Origin of the sequence: Ensifer sp. Root1252 (assembly GCF_001425885.1) — a bacterium.
GTDB lineage: Bacteria > Pseudomonadota > Alphaproteobacteria > Rhizobiales > Rhizobiaceae > Ensifer > Ensifer canadensis.
Window position 1 is genome coordinate 33,178 of sequence record NZ_LMDT01000010.1, and the last position, 17,044, is coordinate 50,221.

Sequence of the window (17,044 nt, forward strand, 5' to 3'; positions counted from 1 at the left end):
CTGTTACTCGCTGAGCGCTGCCTCTGCGGCTGCATGTTCGGAGATGAAGGCTGCGACACTGCGCGGTGGTCGGCCCAGCAGCGATTTCACGACATCGGTCGTCGTGGCCGCACGACCGGCAGCGATCAACTTCGCGAATTGCGCTATGGCACGGTGTTCGAAGTCGGCATCGCCTGATGCCGCCAAAGGGGGCTTCTCGACGACGGCAAACCGCCGCTTCAAAGTCGTCGAGAGCAGATCGGCGAGCTGGCGCGCGCTGACGATGTCAGGACCGGTGAGATTGAGTGTTCGCCCAGTGACGGTGTCGGCGAGAAGCTGATCGACGGCGACATCGGCGATATCTCGTGCATCGATGTAGCCGACACCGGCGTCGGGATTGGCCGCTGCCACCGTATCGGTAGCGATTGCCTGGCGGACGGCGTTGGCGAGCGAGACCTGCATCCAAGCATTCGGTCGAAGCGAAACGGTATCCAGTGCAAGACTGTTGAGGTGCCGCTCGACAGCGGCGTGGGCATCGCCGGAGATGGAATGACCGGGCGGGTCGATGGTCCAGTCGGAACCTGAGATCTTGACGATGCGCCGGACGCCGGCCGCTAAGGCGGCATCGGCTGCGCTGATCTGATCGGTGACGAGCCTGGCGCTGATGGGCGACAGGAGCAGGAGCCGTCCGGCGCCGCGTACCGCGGTATCGAGCGAAGTACGATCGCCGAAGTCGCCGACGGCAATCTGTACGCTTTCGCCAAACAGGCGGCGTGCGGCATCGGGCCGGCGCGTAAGGATGCGAACCGGTTGTTTCAGAGCGGCCAGCCTCCGAACGATGAGCTGGCCGAGCTTGCCGGTGGCGCCGGCGATGATGGTTGTCGCACCGGTGACAGGAACTGCTGCTTTGCTCATGCGGCCGCCCGCCGTGATGCGGCCTCCAGCGGCCGGTGATCGATCCAGCCAAACACGTCGAAGTCGGCCGGAAGGAAGCCCCATTCGAGCAGGAAGCGTTTGAAGTGGTCGAAGGCAGCCAACTGCTCATCGTCGAGTGTCAGCTTGAGATGGCTGTGGACATCCGGACCATTCGCAGCCCGGATCGCGTCTTCGCCCACGCCGATTTCATTGGCGATGAAGCGCACCGCTTCATTCGGGTTCGCCTCCGCCCATTCGGCAACACGTGCGACCGTTGCGACAAGGCCCGTGACAAGGTCGAAATGCTCGTCGAGAAATTTGAGGTCGACGGTCAAGGGCCTCGGCGTACCGTTGTTGATGCGGATCTTTGCATCAGAGTGGAAGCCGAATTCCGAGACGACGACGGCGCCGATCTGATTGGCTAGCACCAAACCTTCGGCACCCTTGACGAAGAAGGCATCGATCTTGCCGCCCGCCAGCGCCAGAAGCTCGTCGCCGTAGGGATAGCGGCGCTTCAACCCGAGAAACGCGGCATTGCCCCTTTCGATCAGGTTTGCCTCGCTGCTGTCGAGATAGACCAGTTCGACATCGCGATGGGTGAGCCCCTCAAGCTCCAATGCGGACACGATGCCTTTCAACGCGGTGGCGCGCTGGAAGTCGACGATGGCTTCATTCGGTTTGCGCGGCACCCCGATGCGCCGGCCCTTCAGATCCGAGCCTTTGGCGATGCCTGAGCCGGGAAGCGCGATGATCGCCTGGAATTCGTCCGTGGTCGTAATGCCGACCACTCGGGTCTGCCGTCCGCCCGATCGTGCCCAAAGGGGCGGGATGTTGCCACCCTGGCGGAACGAGTGGTCCAGCGTATGGGTGAAATGGCTCTCGCGGACGGTCTGATCCTTGCTGTCGCGGATCGATCGAACCGCGACACCGGTGGCTTCGAACTGCCGATCGACCCAGCCGAGTTGGTGGGCGATCGACAGGGGCGTGGGGGCCGGGCAACGGGTGTACCAGACGGAATTGAGTGATGACATCGCGAGGCTCCTAGCTGCGGCCGACAACGGCAAGGCGGGGTTGTTGATGGGTGCGAACCGGCACCGGCTCCAGCGGCAGCGCCGGGGCAGCGGCGTGCCGGCTGAGTGCCGCCTTGGCGAGCATCGTGCGGATCAGGTTGTTCTGCGGCGCATGGGCCTTGCCGGACAGCGCATCGCGGTGGTGACGCTCCAGCGGGTTGTCGCGGCTGATGCCGGGATTGCCGCCGAGTTCCAGTGCAAGCGTGGTTGCGGCGATCGCATTCTCGATGACGGTGTGCTTGACCGCCGCCGCATCCGGGCCGAATGGCCGACCGGCGTCGAAATCCTCGGCAATAGACCGGAGCAGCCGGCGATTGACCGTCAGCAGGACCTCGATCTGGCCGAGCCCGTCCTGGATGCGCGGCACGGTGGAGAGCGGTGCGCCGAGGCTTGTGGGTGCCCGCGTGGTGGTGAACTCGATCAGCCAGTCGCGGGCGCCGCGCGCAGCACCGTCGTAGATCGCTGGCACAAGGCTGAAGTACCAGGCGCCCATGCGTTCGTCGCGTTTCAGGCCTTCGCTCGCGGGCGCTATATCAAGCACATCCTCCACCGGAACGGCGACGTCGTCGAGGATCAGATCGTCGCTGTTGGTGGCGCGCATGCCGGTGGCGTTCCAGGTCTTTTCGACGCGAATGCCGTCGGCGGACGTCGGCACGAGAAACGACCCGAGGCGCGGCACCGGCTCGTCGGTGACGGCGAGCACGGCGATCCAACGCAACAGCGGAATGCCAGTCGCATAGGTCTTGTGGCCAGTAATCCGCCAGTGATCGCCGACCCGGCGCGCGATGGTCTCCGGTAAAGAGCCGTGTGACGGAGATCCGACACGCGGTTCGACCTGCGCAGCATTGATCAGCGCCACGCCCTCGCGGTTGGCCTTGATCACCCGTTCGACAAGATGCTCCGGCCATTTGCCCGAGGTGCGCAGCGAATAATGCTGGTTGTAATGCATCGAGAGAACGAGCGCTGTGGACGGCTCGCCGCGGGCAATCGCCGAGACGACCGAGAGCGCTTCGGTCAATCCGCCGCCCAGACCGCCTTGCTCCGTCGCGGTCACGAGGCCGAGCAGCCCGGCTTCGTGAAGCGCATCGAAATTGGCGAAGGGAAATTCGCCGGTTTCGTCATAATGCCGGGCGGTCAGCGCAAAGCGCTTTCCCAAGTCCTCGGCCCTTTCAATCGCCAACTCGATTTCAGTTGCGGCGGTCATCGGCTTCTCCGGTCAGGCAACGGCGCGTGTTTCGAGATCGGCCCAGGGACGACGATCAACCCAGGCTTCGATGTCGAAGTTCTGGGCAAGGAAGCCCCACTCGTGCAGGAAGTCCTTGTAGTGACCGATCGCGTCCACCAGCTCAGGCTCGAGACCGATCCCAAGATGGCGATGCAGGTCCGGGCCGTTGGCGGCGGCGACGACCTCTTCGGATGCGCCGACTTCGCGGGCAACGAAGCGGCGCACGTCATCCGGATGCGCTTCGGCCCAGGCGCTTGCGCGCTTGAGGGTCTCGATCAGCTTTGTCACCAGATCGGGCCGGTCCTCTGCCAGCCGCTCGTCGACCGTCAGGATGCGTGGTGAGCCTGAATTGATGCGGATTTTGGGGTCGGGGTGGAAACCGAACTCGGTCACGGTATGGGTGGCAAAAAGGTTGGCGACGCTGATGCCGGGCGTGCCCTTGACATAGATTGCATCGACATCGCCGCGAAGGAGCGCTGCGATTTCAGGGCCATAGGCCTGCCGGTTGCGCAGGCCGTAGAGCTGAGGTCCGTCTCGATTGTCGAGCACGGTATCTTCAAGCGGGATGTCGACGATTTCGACATCCGTATGCGTCAGCTCTTCGAGCGACAAAGCAGAGACAAGGCCCTTCAGAGCGGTAGCCGCCATGAAGTCGACGATGCCGGGAGGGCGCCGGGCAATGCCGAAGCGACGGCCGACAAGTTCCCGCGTCGTCTTGATGCCCGTTGCCGGCAAGGTGATGATGGCCTGGAACTCATCGGTCCAGGTAATGCCGACGAGCCGCGTCGGATTTCCTTCCGAACGGGCGCGGATTGGCGGGACGTTGCCGCCGTGGCGAAACGAGTAATCCAGATGATGGTTGAAGTGGCTGGACCGGATCGTCCGGTCCTTGCTGTCGATGATGGAGTTGAGGGTGATGCCCTCGCTGGCAAAGGCTTCGTCGAGCAGACCCAGCTGGGTCGCAAGGCCGACCGGGGTCGGGACCGGGCAGCGGGTATACCAGATTTGTGAGATAGTGTTCTTGCGCGTCATGGATCCTCTGCCGTCCTCAAGATGATATCAGGAAGCCTTTTCCGCTCAGGGCGCGCTTTGTAGTGAGCTGTTGCCGAGCGGTTCGCATTTTGAGAATAATCCACCGAAATCAGTGTCTTTTGAGAGCTGTATGGAAAACTGGTTCTCGCAGATCGCCGTTGTCGGGTCGAATTTACCAAAACACGTTTGACAAAGCCTATAGAGTTAGTCAACAATAAAATCATCGGCGTGGGAAATCCGGGGCCGACGACACGTTTCGCCTTGTGCGAATTTTCAAGTGAGAGACGACAGGCATGCCGGCTTTGGTCAGAATTGTCAGAACGCTGCGACGCACGCTGGTCCAGGCAATTCCGACGCTGCTCGGGATCATCATCCTCAACTTCTTCCTGCTGCAGCTGGCGCCGGGAGATGCTGCCGACGTGCTTGCCGGCGAGGCGGGTTCGGCAACCGAGGAAAGCGTGGCAGCACTCAGGGCCCGCTTCGGGCTGGACAGCCCGGTGCTGGAGCAACTGGCGACATACCTCAACAATCTCGCGCATTTCAGTCTGGGATTTTCGCCGCGCTACGGCATGCCAGTCGCCGACCTGATCGCCCAGCGCCTACCGGGCACCTTGACTCTGATGGCGGTGGCGCTCGTCATCGCGATCTTCCTCGGCGTCGTTCTAGGATCCTTGATGGCGACATTTGCCGGACGTCTTCCCGATCGGCTGCTCTCGGTCTTCTCATTGCTGTTCTACTCGATCCCGAGCTTCTGGATCGGCCTGATGCTGATCGTCTTCTTCTCGGTCAAACTCGGCTGGCTGCCAAGCGGCGGCTCAGGCACCATCGGCTCGCGGCTCACAGGCTGGCCGGCACTGCTCGACACGGCGCGCTATATGGTGCTGCCGGCGACGTCGCTCGCGCTTTTCTACGTGGCGATCTATGCCAGGCTGACGCGGGCCTCCATGCTCGAAGTCAAAAACCAGGATTTCGTCCGCACCGCCTATGCCAAGGGACTGACGCCGTTCGGCGTTACTGCCAGGCATGTGCTGCGCAATGCCCTGATCCCGATCACCACCATGGCCGGCATGCACATCGGCGGCATGCTTGGCGGTGCCGTCGTGGTCGAGACGGTTTACAGCTGGCCGGGGCTCGGCAGGCTCGCCTTCGAAGCGGTCATGGGCCGTGATTTCACGGTGCTGCTCGGCATCCTCCTGTTGTCCTCGCTTCTCGTCATCATCGCAAACGCTGCCGTGGACCTCGTTCACGCCTGGCTCGATCCTCGAATTGGAGCACGCTGATGTCCTCGACCGGTGTCGGAGCACTCCGCAATATTCCAGGCGCCACCTATGCGCCTGCGACAGAAAATGAGCAGCCTGCCGGGGTTGCGCCGACGGAGGGCCCGGCCTGGTCCAACGTGAAGGCGCCGGACGCGCGCTCCCAGCAAAGTGCGACGATCGCAATTACCAATGGGCGACGCGCCATGAGGGTCTTCTTCGCCAATCCGAACGCGCTGTTCGGTACTGGCTTTCTCGGCCTCGTCATCGCCGTCGCGCTTCTGGCGCCCGTGTTTTTCCCCGACGACCCGCTTTCGATGGTGGGGCGGCCGTTCCTGTGGCCGGGACAGGATCCGGCCTTTCCTCTCGGAACGGATTCGCTGGGACGCGACGTGCTATCAGGCATCCTGCACGGCTCGCGCATCTCGCTGTTTGTCGGGCTGACGGCGACCGCACTCGGGCTGACGTTCGGCGTTCTGGTTGGCGCAGTTGCCGGCTATTTCGGCGGCTGGGTCGACGATATTCTCGTCAGGCTCGTTGAGATCTTCCAGACGCTGCCGAGCTTTGTCCTTCTTGTCGTCCTGGTGGCGATCGCCCAGCCCTCGGCGACCACCGTGACGCTTGCGATCGCCGTCATCTCCTGGCCGACCGTGGCACGGTTGACCCGCGCCGAGTTCCGCGCAATCCGCGAGAAGGACTTCGTCATGGCTGCCCGCAGCCTTGGCTTCGGCCATGCCCGCATCATTTTCCGCGAGATCCTGCCGAACGCCTTGCCGCCGATCATCGTCACGTCGTCGGTCATGGTCGCGACCGCCATCCTGATGGAATCGGCATTGTCCTTCATGGGGCTCGGCGATCCGAATGTGGTCAGTTGGGGCTCGATGATCGGGACCGGCCGAGAGCTGGTCAGAACCGCCTGGTATCTGACGGCACTGCCTGGGCTTGCGATTGTCTTCACGGTGCTGGCGCTCAACCTCATCGGTGACGGATTGAACGACGCCCTCAATCCCCGCTTTTCGCAGGATCGTTGACGATGGCTCCCTTGCTTCGGGTCGAAAACCTCACCATCGGCTTCCCACGTGCAGAACCGGTTCGCAACCTCTCCTTCGAGGTTGCTCAGGGCGAGACGCTTGCGATCGTCGGGGAATCCGGATCCGGAAAATCCCTGACCGCGCTGGCTTTGATGCAGCTGCTGCCGCGCGCGGCAAGGGTGACGAGCGGCCGTATCACGTTCGGCGACCGCGACCTGCTGGCACTCGATGCGCGCGAGATGCGGCGCCTGCGCGGGCGCGAGATCGCCATGATCTTTCAGGAACCGATGACCAGCCTCAATCCGGTGATGACGATTGGCGGTCAGATCGGCGAAGTGCTGAAGGTTCACGAAAGGCTTTCGGGAAAAGCGGCGCGGGCGCGCGCTATCGAACTCCTGCAGCTGGTCCGTATTCCGGGAGCCGACAAACGGGTCGACGACTATCCGCACCAGCTGTCCGGCGGCATGCGCCAGAGGGTGATGATCGCGATGGCGGTCGCCTGTCGGCCGAAGCTACTGATCGCCGACGAGCCGACCACCGCCCTTGACGTCACGATCCAGGCGCAAGTGCTCGATCTGCTCGACACGCTCAGGCGCGAGCTACAGATGGCCGTTGTGCTCATCACTCATGATCTGGGTGTGGTTGCGCAATGGGCCGACAGGGTAGTGGTGATGTATGCAGGCCGTAAGGTGGAGCAGGCACTGCCGGCAGACCTCTTCAAGGATCCGCTGCACCCCTACACGCGCGGGCTGCTTGCCGCTTCGCCGCGGTTGAAGAACGATTTCCACTATCGCAACGGCGCTTTGACCGAAATTCCAGGATCGATCGTCTCGGCGGTGGGCGAGGCGGGCTGTCCCTTCAGGCCGCGCTGCGCCCAGGCGCGGGCGAGCTGCGGCCACCATATCCCGCCCTTGACCGCCCCGGCACCCGATCGCCTCGTTGCCTGCCCCTTCACCTCGTCCATCAAGGCCGTGCCCGATGCCCTTGCTCTCAGCCACTGACCTCAAGACCCACTACCAGAGCCGTGATGGGCTTCTGCGCTCTGTCGATGGCGTCGATCTTCGCGTCGAGCGCGGGGAGACGGTGGGGCTGGTGGGTGAAAGCGGCTGCGGCAAGTCGACCCTCGGCAAAACTCTTCTTCGGCTGGTTGATCCGACCGAGGGGCGGATCGAATTCAAAGGCGAGGACATCACGCTCATCGACCAGCGGCGATTGAGGAGCGTGCGCAAGTCGATCCAGATGATTTTCCAGGATCCGTTCGCGTCGCTCAATCCGCGCCACACGATCGGTGAAATTCTCGAAGCGCCGCTGGTGGTGCACAAGGCAGGCGGGAGCATGGAGCGACGGCGGATCGTCGCCGGCATCGTATCGAAAGTCGGGTTGCCGGCCGATGCCATCAACCGATATCCGCACGAGTTTTCCGGCGGCCAGCGACAAAGGATCGGCATCGCCCGCGCGCTGTTGCTCAATCCGGAGCTGATCGTCTGTGACGAACCTGTCTCGGCCCTCGACCTCTCGATCCAGGCACAGATCCTCAATCTTCTGGTCGAGATGAAGAAGGAATTCGGCCTTTCCTACATCTTCATCAGCCACGACCTTTCAGTGGTGCGCTACTTCTGCGACCGGGTGATGGTCATGTATCTCGGCAGGATCGTCGAAAGCGCAGACAACGAGACGCTGTGGTCCGATCCGCGCCATCCCTATACGCGTGCTTTGATGGAGGCGGTGCCCGATCCATCGCGCCCGCGCCACGCCGCCCCGCTTGGCGGTGATCTGCCGAGCCCCAGCAACATTCCTTCCGGCTGTCGGTTCCACACCCGATGCCCATTGGCGGCGGATCTGTGCCGCACCGCCGAACCCGAATTCCGCTTCATAGCACCACGCCACAAGGTGGCCTGCCATTTTGCGGACAGCATCAACTGAAATGGAGATTTTAAATGGTTGAGTATCGTTATCTCGGGCGCAGTGCCCTCAAGGTATCACCGCTGACACTCGGGTCCATGATGTTCGGTAACCAGACGCCTGATGATGTCGCCTTCCGCATCATCGACAAGGCACGCGAACAGGGCATCAACTTCATCGATACGGCCGACGTCTATCACGACGGCAAGTCGGAAGAGGTGGTCGGGCGTGGCATCAAGGCCGACAGGGATCACTGGGTGCTGGCGACCAAGTTCGTCAATTCGCACAAGAAGGGACCCAACCTCGGCGGCTACTCGCGCAAATGGGTTTACCAGACGGTCGAGAACTCACTGCGCAATCTCGGCACCGATTACATCGACATCCTCTATTTCCATCGCGCCGTGTTCGACGCGCCGCTGGAGGAGCCGGTCAGGGCTATCGCCGATCTGATCAAGGCCGGCAAGTTGCGGTATTTCGGCGTCTCGAACTTCCGCGGCTGGCGCATTGCCGAGATCGCGCAGCTCGCCGATGAACTCGGCATCGACAGACCGGTCGCAAGCCAGCCGCTCTACAACATCGTCAACCGCACGGCGGAGGCCGAACAATTGCCGGCGGCAGCCGCCTATGGGCTCGGCGTCGTCACCTACAGCCCGCTGGCGCGCGGCGTTTTGACCGGCAAATACAATGTGGGCGAGGCACCTGGCGCTGATACGCGGGCGGGCCGCGGCGACAAGCGCATGCATGACGTCGAATTCCGCGACGAATCCATCGCGATTGCCAAGCAAATCGCTGCACACGCTCAGGCGAAAGGCATTCCCGCCGCGGATTTTGCGCTCGCCTGGGTCCTGAACAACCGTCTCGTCACCTCGACCATCGGCGGACCGCGGACCGAAGAGCAATGGGACGGCTATGTCCGTGCGCTAGACGTGAAGATCGATGCCGATGACGAAGCCCTGGTCGACCGGCTGGTCGCTGCTGGCCACCCATCGACCCCCGGTTTCACCGACCCTGGCCATCCGCTCGAAGGCCGGCTGCCGCGCTTTGGCGCGGCGGAGGCAGAGATCATTCCGCTCACACGGGCGCAGCGCGTCGCCTGAGGCGGCTTGCCCGGCTGTCTGCCGGGCAAGCTCCGCTCAAAAAAGGAAGCCCCGGACCGAAAATCCGGGCTTCGTTTTGTCGGGTGTCTATTCGGCGGCGGCAGCCCTTTGTCTCTCGCAAGCCGAGGAGGCGCCTGGCATTGCCGCCGGCAACACGTCGGAAATCCATGTCGTTTAGTCCGGCTTCCGCGAGGCTCTCGGTCAGGCTCTTGCCGTCGAGTGCGGCAAGGATCGGCCAGTCCGTTCCGGCCAGCACCCGCTCTGCGCCGAAGAAGCCGGTCAGGCTGCGGATGATCTCGGGATCGTGCCCCATCGTGTCGAAATAAATGTAGGGGCGTTTGCCGGCCGCGCGCTCGGGCGGCTCTCCGCGAAAGCGCGGTCGTAGCTTTCATCTGGTGCGCCACAGCTGATGGTAGGCCCTCTTACTTGAGCCAACAACTTCTTCGGTGGATCGGCATCTCTACGGACGACAGTCGAACCGCCCAAAACCAAACCAAAAATGGCAACCCCAATTATCGAGATGGTACATTCGGACGACAGGTTCTCGTTTCGACGATGAGCGGCGGGCTGGATACAGCGCTGCACATGTACAGCGACGGCCGTGATTGTGCGACCCACCCTATAGGCGACCGCGTTGTTGTCTGCTCGCAAAACCAGCGCTCCACCATCTGATCCGCAAAGGCGACCAGCGTTGTTCGGACTTCGCGGTTGTCGCAGGCTTGCCGGAACTCACCATCTCATCCTTCGGCGACTCGCAGTTTTCGTCGATCCATTCAAAGAACTGCGAACCCGTACGGTGATTGTGAACAAGCAAGGCGTCATCGACTTGCAAGGCGAATTCAGCATGCACTGGGTCGGTGAAGCCGATGAACAGCATCCTCTGCCGCATAGCTGAACCACTGATCGATGTCACGCGGGCATCCACCAGTCCGATAGTCGCGTCCCAATGTGCGTTCATCAGCGGACTGCGGTCGAAGGTCAGCGCCAGGTCGGAGTACGCGTAGACTTCCGGCAGCTTGAAGAAGTGTTCTATTTCCTCACGGCTGAGTGTGCCGTCGTCGTGCTTGAGCGCCTGACTATGGACCGGGCCAATTTTGTACTCGCTTACCAGGGATCGCTCTTGAAGCCGCTCCGTGCTCCTATAGGCATAGCCGTTCCGACAAATGGCTAGCTTTATGGTTGCACGCTCGAACAATGACGGCTTTTCACGAACCTGATCGATGGTCGTCTTCAGATCCCTGACGTACTGGGTGTAATGAGTTATTGTCATGCCGATCTGCCCGACCCGTTTTTGCGTCCGACAGCAAGAGACCGTCGCCGCGCGTGTTATGCCAAGATGTTGGTTACGGGCATGATAGCCTTCTCTGCCGCTTGTTTTAGCTATACGCATGTTTGATTCTGGCAATTCCTCTTGCAGACGCGGCCTTTGTTCGGAACACATCTGCTTGTAGAAAAGGCGTGGTCGCGGCGCACTAAGCAACTTGCTTCTCCAGGCTGACATACAGCTGGGGTGCGGTTCCCGATCCGTGCCAAACCTTCGTATAGCTTCGGTTTCGCCGCAGGGTACCTATCATTGCGTCCATGCCGGCACCATGTCCGACGGTCGGCGGGAACGAAGACGAGGTATCCTGAGTGCAATCGAATGACATATCCTCCCGCTGTTCACAGGAAGCGCGCCCTCTAGTGCGCGTTTCTGAATACTGCGAGCGTGCCGGAGTAGGTGAGGCGGAGGAGAGGCGACTGATTGTACAACTGGGTTGCCGCGCTTCTCAGAATGAATTGCAGATCAACCTCACGCTCTTGCCGTTCAGAACCCGATAATTTTGGGGCCACTTCTGCGAAAGGCTTCCGATCTTCGTGCGCGAAGACGCGGAGTGATCTTGATCGGTATGTCCGCCGTGGCTTCCATGCGAAGAGCTGGAGCGGGGCTAGGTAGCCACCAGGCAAAGGTCGCTGTTACGACTTCAATGGCTGCGCCTCCATTGCGAATTTTTCGGGCCGGCGCACGAACTCATTGTCGCGTCCTTTCAGTGAAAACATCCTCTCAAAGAAAGTGACTTCCATGTGGAAGCAGATCCAACCGCCGATACGGGTTTTCTTTGCTTGGGCAATTATCACCCTCGCGCCAATACCGGCATTCGCTCACGTGAAGTGGTTTGCCCCCTACATCGTTGGGGCACCGCCTGAGCTGGTCGGCGATACCTTGCAGGATACGTGGTTCTGGGCAGGAATTGCCCTGGTCCTGGTATTCTTCATTCTAACCCGCATCTTAGAGCGCACATCTGTGGGCGAAACAGCCATCAACGCTTTGAACTGGATGACCGATCCCCTGTGGATGCGCCAGGACGACTACATCAGGTCGATCATCGCCGCGTTCTTCATTGCCATTTTTGCCGTCGGCGGCGTGTATCTGACACCAGATCTCAAGACCCCTGCTGAGTGGGTCTCCTGGCTTCAGTTCGTGATTGCCTGTTGCATTTTCTCCAGACGCACCATGCCCATCGCCGGAATTGGAATTGTCGCCCTCTGGGTACTGGCGTTGCGGGACTATGATCTCTTCCACCTGTTCGACTACCTGGCGTTGGGTCTCGGTGTTGCCGGATATCTCATACTTGAGCCTCTCAAGAATGAAGAACTAAGGTCGCGCCGTTTTGAAGCGTTACGCTGGGGCCTTGCGATCGCTCTGATGTGGTCAAGTCTCGAAAAATTTGCTTTTCCAAGTTGGTTTTATCCCCTGGTCGTGGAGAAGCCGTTTCTCACATTTGGCATGCCGAGAGACGTCTTCATTCCGATGGCCGGCGTCACCGAGTTCACACTTGGCTTCGGTTTGCTTTGGACCCCGTTGATCCGCAGGCTCTCCGCGATCGTGCTGCTCGTCATCTTCACGGCCGCGGTCTGGCCATTCGGTCGTGTTGACCTGATCGGCCACGGCTTAATCATGGCCATTTTGATCGCTGTCGCCGCTGACCACCGCAGGGGCGTCGACCTGATGACTGCCTTCAAACGCCGGGTGGTCAATATTCCTGTCGGGCTCTCAGTCGCGTTGGTCGTCTTCTGTACCGCATACTGGGGTTTGCACTTCGTATTCTATGGCGCGAACCGTGATGGCTCTGTTGGTGACGGAGCGAAGACAACTCATAGCTACAGTGTCGAGCATCCTCATGGTCCGGGCGGGCCAGATGACCACAAGTTGGAGCCGCATGCGCATCCATAAAGCAGTTTACAGCCGAGGTGTGTTAGCTTGCCGCATGGAGCCTCGGTATTGAGCAGCACGAGACCGTTGTCGCCGGAAGCAGCGAGAGTTCGGGACCATTCTCGAGTGATCGGTGTTCCGGCGCGGCGCGTGAACGCAATGACAGGAAGCGGTTGATCATCATGGTGGCTGGCCACGACCCTGATTTCAGGAGGCTCGATTTCCTTGAAACTGGCGATGACATATGAATAAACAGATCTGCAACAGCGTGTGGATATTTGCCTAAGTCGGCCATCGTTCCGGGCGAAGGCGATTTCTCTTGCCTTGTTGCCTAGCGCCGGCTTGCCTGCTCGACATTTTGGTGTCGAACTCGATGCCGCGGTCGGTCAGGAAGGTCTCGAAGAAGATTGGCTGGCAGTTGTCGCCGTCGCCCTAGAGCCATGCGGCAGATTTCGTGAGAAAAAAAGTCGCCCCCATTGGCCGCGATAGCGGCTTACGATCGAGATCAATTCTCCGCGCAGGCCGGCCTATTCAACGCATTGGGGGCGCAGAGCCGCCTTGGATTTCGGCTGCTGTTTTTCGCAAGCAATCACGCAACCAGCAGTGTGCGAGATTACTCGTGTGCCTTGGGTGCCAAAACATGCGTTCATGAATGTCTGGTAACAACATCGGCGGTTCCGCGCCTATTATGCCCGGCGCTGCAAGCTCGCGGATTACCCTTTCCAATACTAGACTTATCAAATTGGAGTCGCGCAGAAGGAACGGGACCAGTACGAAACTTTCGACCGTTGCCGCAATTCGGCGGCTGATGCCCTCTCGCGCCAAATGCTGGTCGGCCAGGTTTGGTCGCCGGTCGGGGCCGATGCCGTACGCAAGGTGCGACGAGCGAAGGAATGCATCCATCGAAACCTTGCCCGCGCCCCCAACTGCCTTGTTCCTGCAATCGGCAGCACACAGCCATCTGTCACTCAGAAGAGGCTCGGACGGGAAGTCGCTATCGGGAAGCAATTCGCTCGGTTCGATCACAACGTCCACGAGGTCGTCATGGAGCATCTTTTCGGTGTCTCGCGAACGCGGAACAAGATGGAGGGTTATCTGCGGCGCTTCAGTCTCCAAGCGTTTGATCAGTGGCCCCAGCAAGACGAGAACGGCGTAATCTGAGGCGCTTATGGTGAAAGTGCGAGCATCGAGCAGCGGATCGAAACCACCTTGTTGCATAAGGGTTTGCTGAACTTTGCTCAGAGCATCCCTTAGCGGTTCCACCAAGTTTTCCGCGTTCTGAGTCAGCGCCAATTGGCGGCCCACGCGAACCAGCAATGGATCATGAAACAGGTCTCTTAATCGACTGAGAGCAGCGCTCGTCGCCGATTGGCTTAGTCCAACAAGCTCACCTGCACGGCTTACGCTCTTCTCACGAAGCAAGGCCTCGAGGACCACTAGCAGGTTAAGATCCACTCCCCGAAGGTTCATAATTGCTCCTCCCTATGTATCCGTTAGCTCGATAGATTCCTTCCGAATAATCGATTGGACACATTACGACAGCAGCGTAACATCCAAGTCAATAAAAAATCTTTGGGAACGAAAGCAAATCCGCAGTCGATTGTTAGTATATCTAGCGATCATGAGTGTCCATCTTGTTCATTAGCGAGTGCAAACAAAGTAACGTTTGCGCAAAGGAGGAGTTATGCGCAATCAAGACAATGTCAATTCTTCATTTGAAGATGTTCACGATGCTTTCCCGCCGTGGGAGCTCAATGCTGGGCCGGAAGCGCTGGCATTTCGGTCGGCGATGCGCAAATTCGTCGGCGGCGTCACCATCATAACGACTCTCCATGAGAGCCGTCCATGGGGCATGACCGTAAGCGCCTTTAGCCCGGTATGCATGGACCCCCCCATCCTGATTGCTTGTGTAAATCGAGACACGGTGACTGCCAGCGACATCACCCGTGATCCCCATTTTGCCGTGAACATCCTCAGTGAGGAGCAAGTGGCAGTCTCGCAATTTTGCTCAAGGCCCCGAGAGGACAAATTCATTGAGGATTTCGTTTTCCCCTCGGCAGCGGTTCCCGACAGGATTCAGATGCCCGTCCTTAGGAACTCGCTCATAACTTTTGATTGTAGAGCAAACACGACATTTGTCGTGAACAGCCATCTCGTAATGCTGGCGCAGGTCCGGGCGGTCCTCGCGCCTTCTGCCAAGAAGCCGCTCCTTTACGGAGAAGGACAGTACATGCAGGGGGTTTCAATGCAGAGGGCTATGTCGTGATGGAAGCCGCTGCAATAACTGCTGTCGTCAGGGCGTTCTGCGCCGCCTACAACAGTCATCGCACGGGCGATGTCGCTGCACTCTACACAGTGGATGCAATCCACCAGGACATCGCTCATGGTCGCTCCAAAGAAGGCGCGCAGGCCATCGCCGATGGCCTGCAAAAATTCATTGGCTGGTTTCCCGACGCCCAATGGAAGCTCGGCTCCATAATCGCAGGCAACGAGGGCAGAGCCGCGATCCAGTACACATTGACGGGGACCTTGTGCTCCTCGCTGGGACCGATTGTCCCTCGTGGCCAAAAAATTTCTCTGCGCGGGTTGATGGTTCTCACTCTCGAGAACGGAAAGATCGCGCGCAGTGAAGACTACTGGGACGCAACGACGTTCCAGAAACAGCTCGACTGCAACACTCCAGAGGAAAGATCATGAGAACGGGTAAAGAATATCTTGAATCGCTACGCGACGAACGCCGTGTTTATGTCGGTGGGGAACTTATCGACGATGTCACCACTCATCCTAAGACGCGAGGCTATGCGCAGGCGATAGCGGACTATTACGACTTGCATCTCGATCCCGCCAATCAGGACATCGCGACGTTCATCGACGAGAAGGGCAACCGCCAGTCCATGCATTGGTTCCTTCCCCGGACGAAGGAAGACGCAGTCCGCCGACGCAAATACGCCGATTTCATCTTCCGTTACTTCAAAGGCGGCATCTTCACCCGCCCTCCGATGGGTATGAACTGCGTGATGTTCACACAGGTCGACGACCAGCAGCCATGGGCCGACAATTCCCGCTTCAAAAACGGTCATCGCGATCTGTCCGGCAACATCCAGCGTCAATGGGACGAGGTTACCAGCAAGGATTTGGCCATCTCTCCGATGTTCGTTGACGTTCAATTCGACCGCGGTCGGGTTGAAGCACTGAGCGAGACCCCGATGCTGAGCATCGTGGAAGAGCGCGACGACGGCATTCTCGTAAGAGGTTGGAAGGCTATCGGCACATCTGTTCCTTTCGTCAACCACATCCTCATCGGCAATCTCTGGCGGCCGGGCCAGACATCTGAGCAGACGGTCTACGCACTGGTTCCGATTGCTACCAAGGGTATCTCGGTAGTCGCCCGCGAGTCCCGTGTTCAGCCCGACGCAGACCCCTACGATCGACCCCTGGCTACCATCGGCGACGAACTCGACGCCATGGTTTACTTCGAAGACGTTCTGATCCCCTGGTCTCAGGTGCAGCATATCGGCAGCCCCGAGCATGCCAAATGGTATCCACAGCGCCAGTTCGACTGGGTGCATCTGGAAACCCAGATCCGCCATTGTGTTCATGCCGAACTAATGGTTGGCCTCGCGCTTCTGCTTACTCAATCCCTCGGAACAAGCAACAATCCGGTGGTTCAGTCTCAGCTTGCTGAAATGATCAGGTTCCGTGAAACCTGCACGGCCTTCATGCTGGCTGCCGAAGAGACCGGCTTCGCTACTCCGGGAGGTCTCTTCAAGCCTAACAACATCTACATCGACTTTGGTCGAGCTCACTATCTGGAACATCAGCCGAAGATGGTGAACATGCTGATCGAGTTCTGCGGCCGCGGGATCGTGCTTCAACCGACGAAGCGGGAGCTCGATGATCCTTACCTCGGTCCGAAACTTGCCGAGGCACTCCGTGGGGCTGAGATCAGCGCACATGACCGTATCAAGATCTTCCGCCAGATCAGCGAGCGGTTCCTGACGGAATGGGGCACGCGCCACGAGATGTTCGAAAAGTTCAATGGAACGCCGCTCTATCTCATAAACCTTCTTACGCTCCAGCGTACCGAGTACCATGTAGACGGCCCTCTCACTGCGCTCGCACGCGAAGTGCTTGGTTTCGGCGATACCGCCGAGCTCGGAAAGCGCGCGCAGGAAGCTGAGAAGAACGCCCATTATGCCAACGTTCGCTTCCAGCCGGAATACGCTCGCGCTCAGGACGTTCACGAGGGCTACATTGGCTCTTCCGGGGACCGGGCTACCGTCAACGCTGCCTGATGAACCTGTGCCGGCGCCGCTTTCGCGCCGGCACGACCTCTTTGCCTTC

The 17,044-nt window shown here is 60.0% G+C and carries 16 protein-coding genes; 9 read left to right on the top strand and 7 right to left on the bottom strand.

Going from position 1 to position 17,044, the window contains the following annotated elements; translation table 11 throughout:
• Positions 1 to 3: 3 nt before the first annotated feature.
• The 4 genes from ASD02_RS11710 to ASD02_RS11725 are packed head-to-tail and all read right to left on the bottom strand — an operon-like array spanning position 4 to position 4,221.
• Positions 4 to 894: an NmrA family NAD(P)-binding protein gene (locus ASD02_RS11710; protein ID WP_057213605.1), complete on the bottom strand. Its 891-nt coding sequence runs from the start codon at positions 892 to 894 to the stop codon at positions 4 to 6.
• Positions 891 to 1,925 (bottom strand): ABC transporter substrate-binding protein, encoded by a 1,035-nt coding sequence (locus tag ASD02_RS11715; RefSeq protein WP_057209634.1) that lies wholly within the window; start codon positions 1,923 to 1,925, stop codon positions 891 to 893. The genes ASD02_RS11710 and ASD02_RS11715 overlap by 4 nt, the downstream gene beginning before the upstream one ends.
• 10 nt (positions 1,926 to 1,935) lie before the next feature.
• Entirely contained in the window at positions 1,936 to 3,168 is a 1,233-nt protein-coding gene (locus tag ASD02_RS11720; protein ID WP_057213608.1) for an acyl-CoA dehydrogenase family protein, read from the bottom strand.
• A gap of 12 nt (positions 3,169 to 3,180) precedes the next feature.
• A complete protein-coding gene (locus tag ASD02_RS11725; protein WP_057209637.1) occupies positions 3,181 to 4,221 on the bottom strand; it encodes an ABC transporter substrate-binding protein in 1,041 nt (346 codons plus the stop codon).
• A gap of 293 nt (positions 4,222 to 4,514) precedes the next feature.
• Here ASD02_RS11725 and ASD02_RS11730 point away from each other — a divergent pair, with 293 nt between their 5' ends.
• The 5 genes from ASD02_RS11730 to ASD02_RS11750 are packed head-to-tail and all read left to right on the top strand — an operon-like array spanning position 4,515 to position 9,507.
• Positions 4,515 to 5,501, top strand: coding sequence for an ABC transporter permease (locus tag ASD02_RS11730; protein WP_057209638.1), 987 nt, complete (start codon positions 4,515 to 4,517; stop codon positions 5,499 to 5,501).
• Entirely contained in the window at positions 5,501 to 6,508 is a 1,008-nt protein-coding gene (locus tag ASD02_RS11735) for an ABC transporter permease (RefSeq protein WP_057209639.1), read from the top strand. The genes ASD02_RS11730 and ASD02_RS11735 overlap by 1 nt, the downstream gene beginning before the upstream one ends.
• Positions 6,509 to 6,510: 2 nt before the next feature.
• Positions 6,511 to 7,509, top strand: coding sequence for an ABC transporter ATP-binding protein (locus tag ASD02_RS11740; RefSeq protein ID WP_057213614.1), 999 nt, complete (start codon positions 6,511 to 6,513; stop codon positions 7,507 to 7,509).
• Positions 7,487 to 8,431, top strand: a complete 945-nt coding sequence (locus tag ASD02_RS11745; protein ID WP_057209642.1) for an oligopeptide/dipeptide ABC transporter ATP-binding protein — start codon at positions 7,487 to 7,489, stop codon at positions 8,429 to 8,431. The genes ASD02_RS11740 and ASD02_RS11745 overlap by 23 nt, the downstream gene beginning before the upstream one ends.
• Before the next feature lie 14 nt (positions 8,432 to 8,445).
• Positions 8,446 to 9,507 (top strand): aldo/keto reductase, encoded by a 1,062-nt coding sequence (locus ASD02_RS11750; protein ID WP_057209644.1) that lies wholly within the window; start codon positions 8,446 to 8,448, stop codon positions 9,505 to 9,507.
• Here the strand turns inward: ASD02_RS11750 and ASD02_RS11755 are convergent.
• Positions 9,482 to 9,820 (bottom strand): amidohydrolase family protein, encoded by a 339-nt coding sequence (locus ASD02_RS11755; RefSeq protein WP_063963345.1) that lies wholly within the window; start codon positions 9,818 to 9,820, stop codon positions 9,482 to 9,484. The genes ASD02_RS11750 and ASD02_RS11755 overlap by 26 nt on opposite strands.
• Before the next feature lie 306 nt (positions 9,821 to 10,126).
• Positions 10,127 to 10,987 (bottom strand): hypothetical protein, encoded by an 861-nt coding sequence (locus ASD02_RS11760; protein ID WP_156407937.1) that lies wholly within the window; start codon positions 10,985 to 10,987, stop codon positions 10,127 to 10,129.
• Between the two features lie 582 nt (positions 10,988 to 11,569).
• On the opposite strand from ASD02_RS11760, the gene ASD02_RS11765 reads away from it, so the two are divergent.
• Entirely contained in the window at positions 11,570 to 12,721 is a 1,152-nt protein-coding gene (locus tag ASD02_RS11765) for a hypothetical protein (protein ID WP_244494205.1), read from the top strand.
• Between the two features lie 510 nt (positions 12,722 to 13,231).
• Here the strand turns inward: ASD02_RS11765 and ASD02_RS11770 are convergent.
• Positions 13,232 to 14,170, bottom strand: coding sequence for a LysR family transcriptional regulator (locus ASD02_RS11770; protein ID WP_057213620.1), 939 nt, complete (start codon positions 14,168 to 14,170; stop codon positions 13,232 to 13,234).
• 214 nt (positions 14,171 to 14,384) lie between these two features.
• On the opposite strand from ASD02_RS11770, the gene ASD02_RS11775 reads away from it, so the two are divergent.
• The 3 genes from ASD02_RS11775 to ASD02_RS11785 are packed head-to-tail and all read left to right on the top strand — an operon-like array spanning position 14,385 to position 16,995.
• Entirely contained in the window at positions 14,385 to 14,966 is a 582-nt protein-coding gene (locus ASD02_RS11775) for a flavin reductase family protein (protein WP_057209650.1), read from the top strand.
• Complete coding sequence (locus ASD02_RS11780) at positions 14,966 to 15,397, top strand: nuclear transport factor 2 family protein (RefSeq protein WP_057209652.1); 432 nt, start codon at positions 14,966 to 14,968, stop codon at positions 15,395 to 15,397. Before ASD02_RS11775 ends, ASD02_RS11780 begins: the two co-directional genes overlap by 1 nt.
• Positions 15,394 to 16,995 (top strand): 4-hydroxyphenylacetate 3-hydroxylase N-terminal domain-containing protein, encoded by a 1,602-nt coding sequence (locus tag ASD02_RS11785; protein ID WP_057209654.1) that lies wholly within the window; start codon positions 15,394 to 15,396, stop codon positions 16,993 to 16,995. The genes ASD02_RS11780 and ASD02_RS11785 overlap by 4 nt, the downstream gene beginning before the upstream one ends.
• The last annotated feature ends 49 nt before the right edge of the window (positions 16,996 to 17,044 follow it).

Excerpts from the sequence above, each read along its gene's own strand:
- ASD02_RS11710 (WP_057213605.1), bottom strand. The coding sequence starts at position 894 with ATGAGCAAAGCAGCAGTTCCTGTCACCGGTGCGACAACCATCATCGCC.
- ASD02_RS11715 (WP_057209634.1), bottom strand. The coding sequence starts at position 1,925 with ATGTCATCACTCAATTCCGTCTGGTACACCCGTTGCCCGGCCCCCACG.
- ASD02_RS11720 (WP_057213608.1), bottom strand. The coding sequence starts at position 3,168 with ATGACCGCCGCAACTGAAATCGAGTTGGCGATTGAAAGGGCCGAGGAC.
- ASD02_RS11725 (WP_057209637.1), bottom strand. The coding sequence starts at position 4,221 with ATGACGCGCAAGAACACTATCTCACAAATCTGGTATACCCGCTGCCCG.
- ASD02_RS11730 (WP_057209638.1), top strand. The coding sequence starts at position 4,515 with ATGCCGGCTTTGGTCAGAATTGTCAGAACGCTGCGACGCACGCTGGTC.
- ASD02_RS11735 (WP_057209639.1), top strand. The coding sequence starts at position 5,501 with ATGTCCTCGACCGGTGTCGGAGCACTCCGCAATATTCCAGGCGCCACC.
- ASD02_RS11740 (WP_057213614.1), top strand. The coding sequence starts at position 6,511 with ATGGCTCCCTTGCTTCGGGTCGAAAACCTCACCATCGGCTTCCCACGT.
- ASD02_RS11745 (WP_057209642.1), top strand. The coding sequence starts at position 7,487 with ATGCCCTTGCTCTCAGCCACTGACCTCAAGACCCACTACCAGAGCCGT.
- ASD02_RS11750 (WP_057209644.1), top strand. The coding sequence starts at position 8,446 with ATGGTTGAGTATCGTTATCTCGGGCGCAGTGCCCTCAAGGTATCACCG.
- ASD02_RS11755 (WP_063963345.1), bottom strand. The coding sequence starts at position 9,820 with ATGGGGCACGATCCCGAGATCATCCGCAGCCTGACCGGCTTCTTCGGC.
- ASD02_RS11765 (WP_244494205.1), top strand. The coding sequence starts at position 11,570 with ATGTGGAAGCAGATCCAACCGCCGATACGGGTTTTCTTTGCTTGGGCA.
- ASD02_RS11770 (WP_057213620.1), bottom strand. The coding sequence starts at position 14,170 with ATGAACCTTCGGGGAGTGGATCTTAACCTGCTAGTGGTCCTCGAGGCC.
- ASD02_RS11775 (WP_057209650.1), top strand. The coding sequence starts at position 14,385 with ATGCGCAATCAAGACAATGTCAATTCTTCATTTGAAGATGTTCACGAT.
- ASD02_RS11780 (WP_057209652.1), top strand. The coding sequence starts at position 14,966 with ATGGAAGCCGCTGCAATAACTGCTGTCGTCAGGGCGTTCTGCGCCGCC.
- ASD02_RS11785 (WP_057209654.1), top strand. The coding sequence starts at position 15,394 with ATGAGAACGGGTAAAGAATATCTTGAATCGCTACGCGACGAACGCCGT.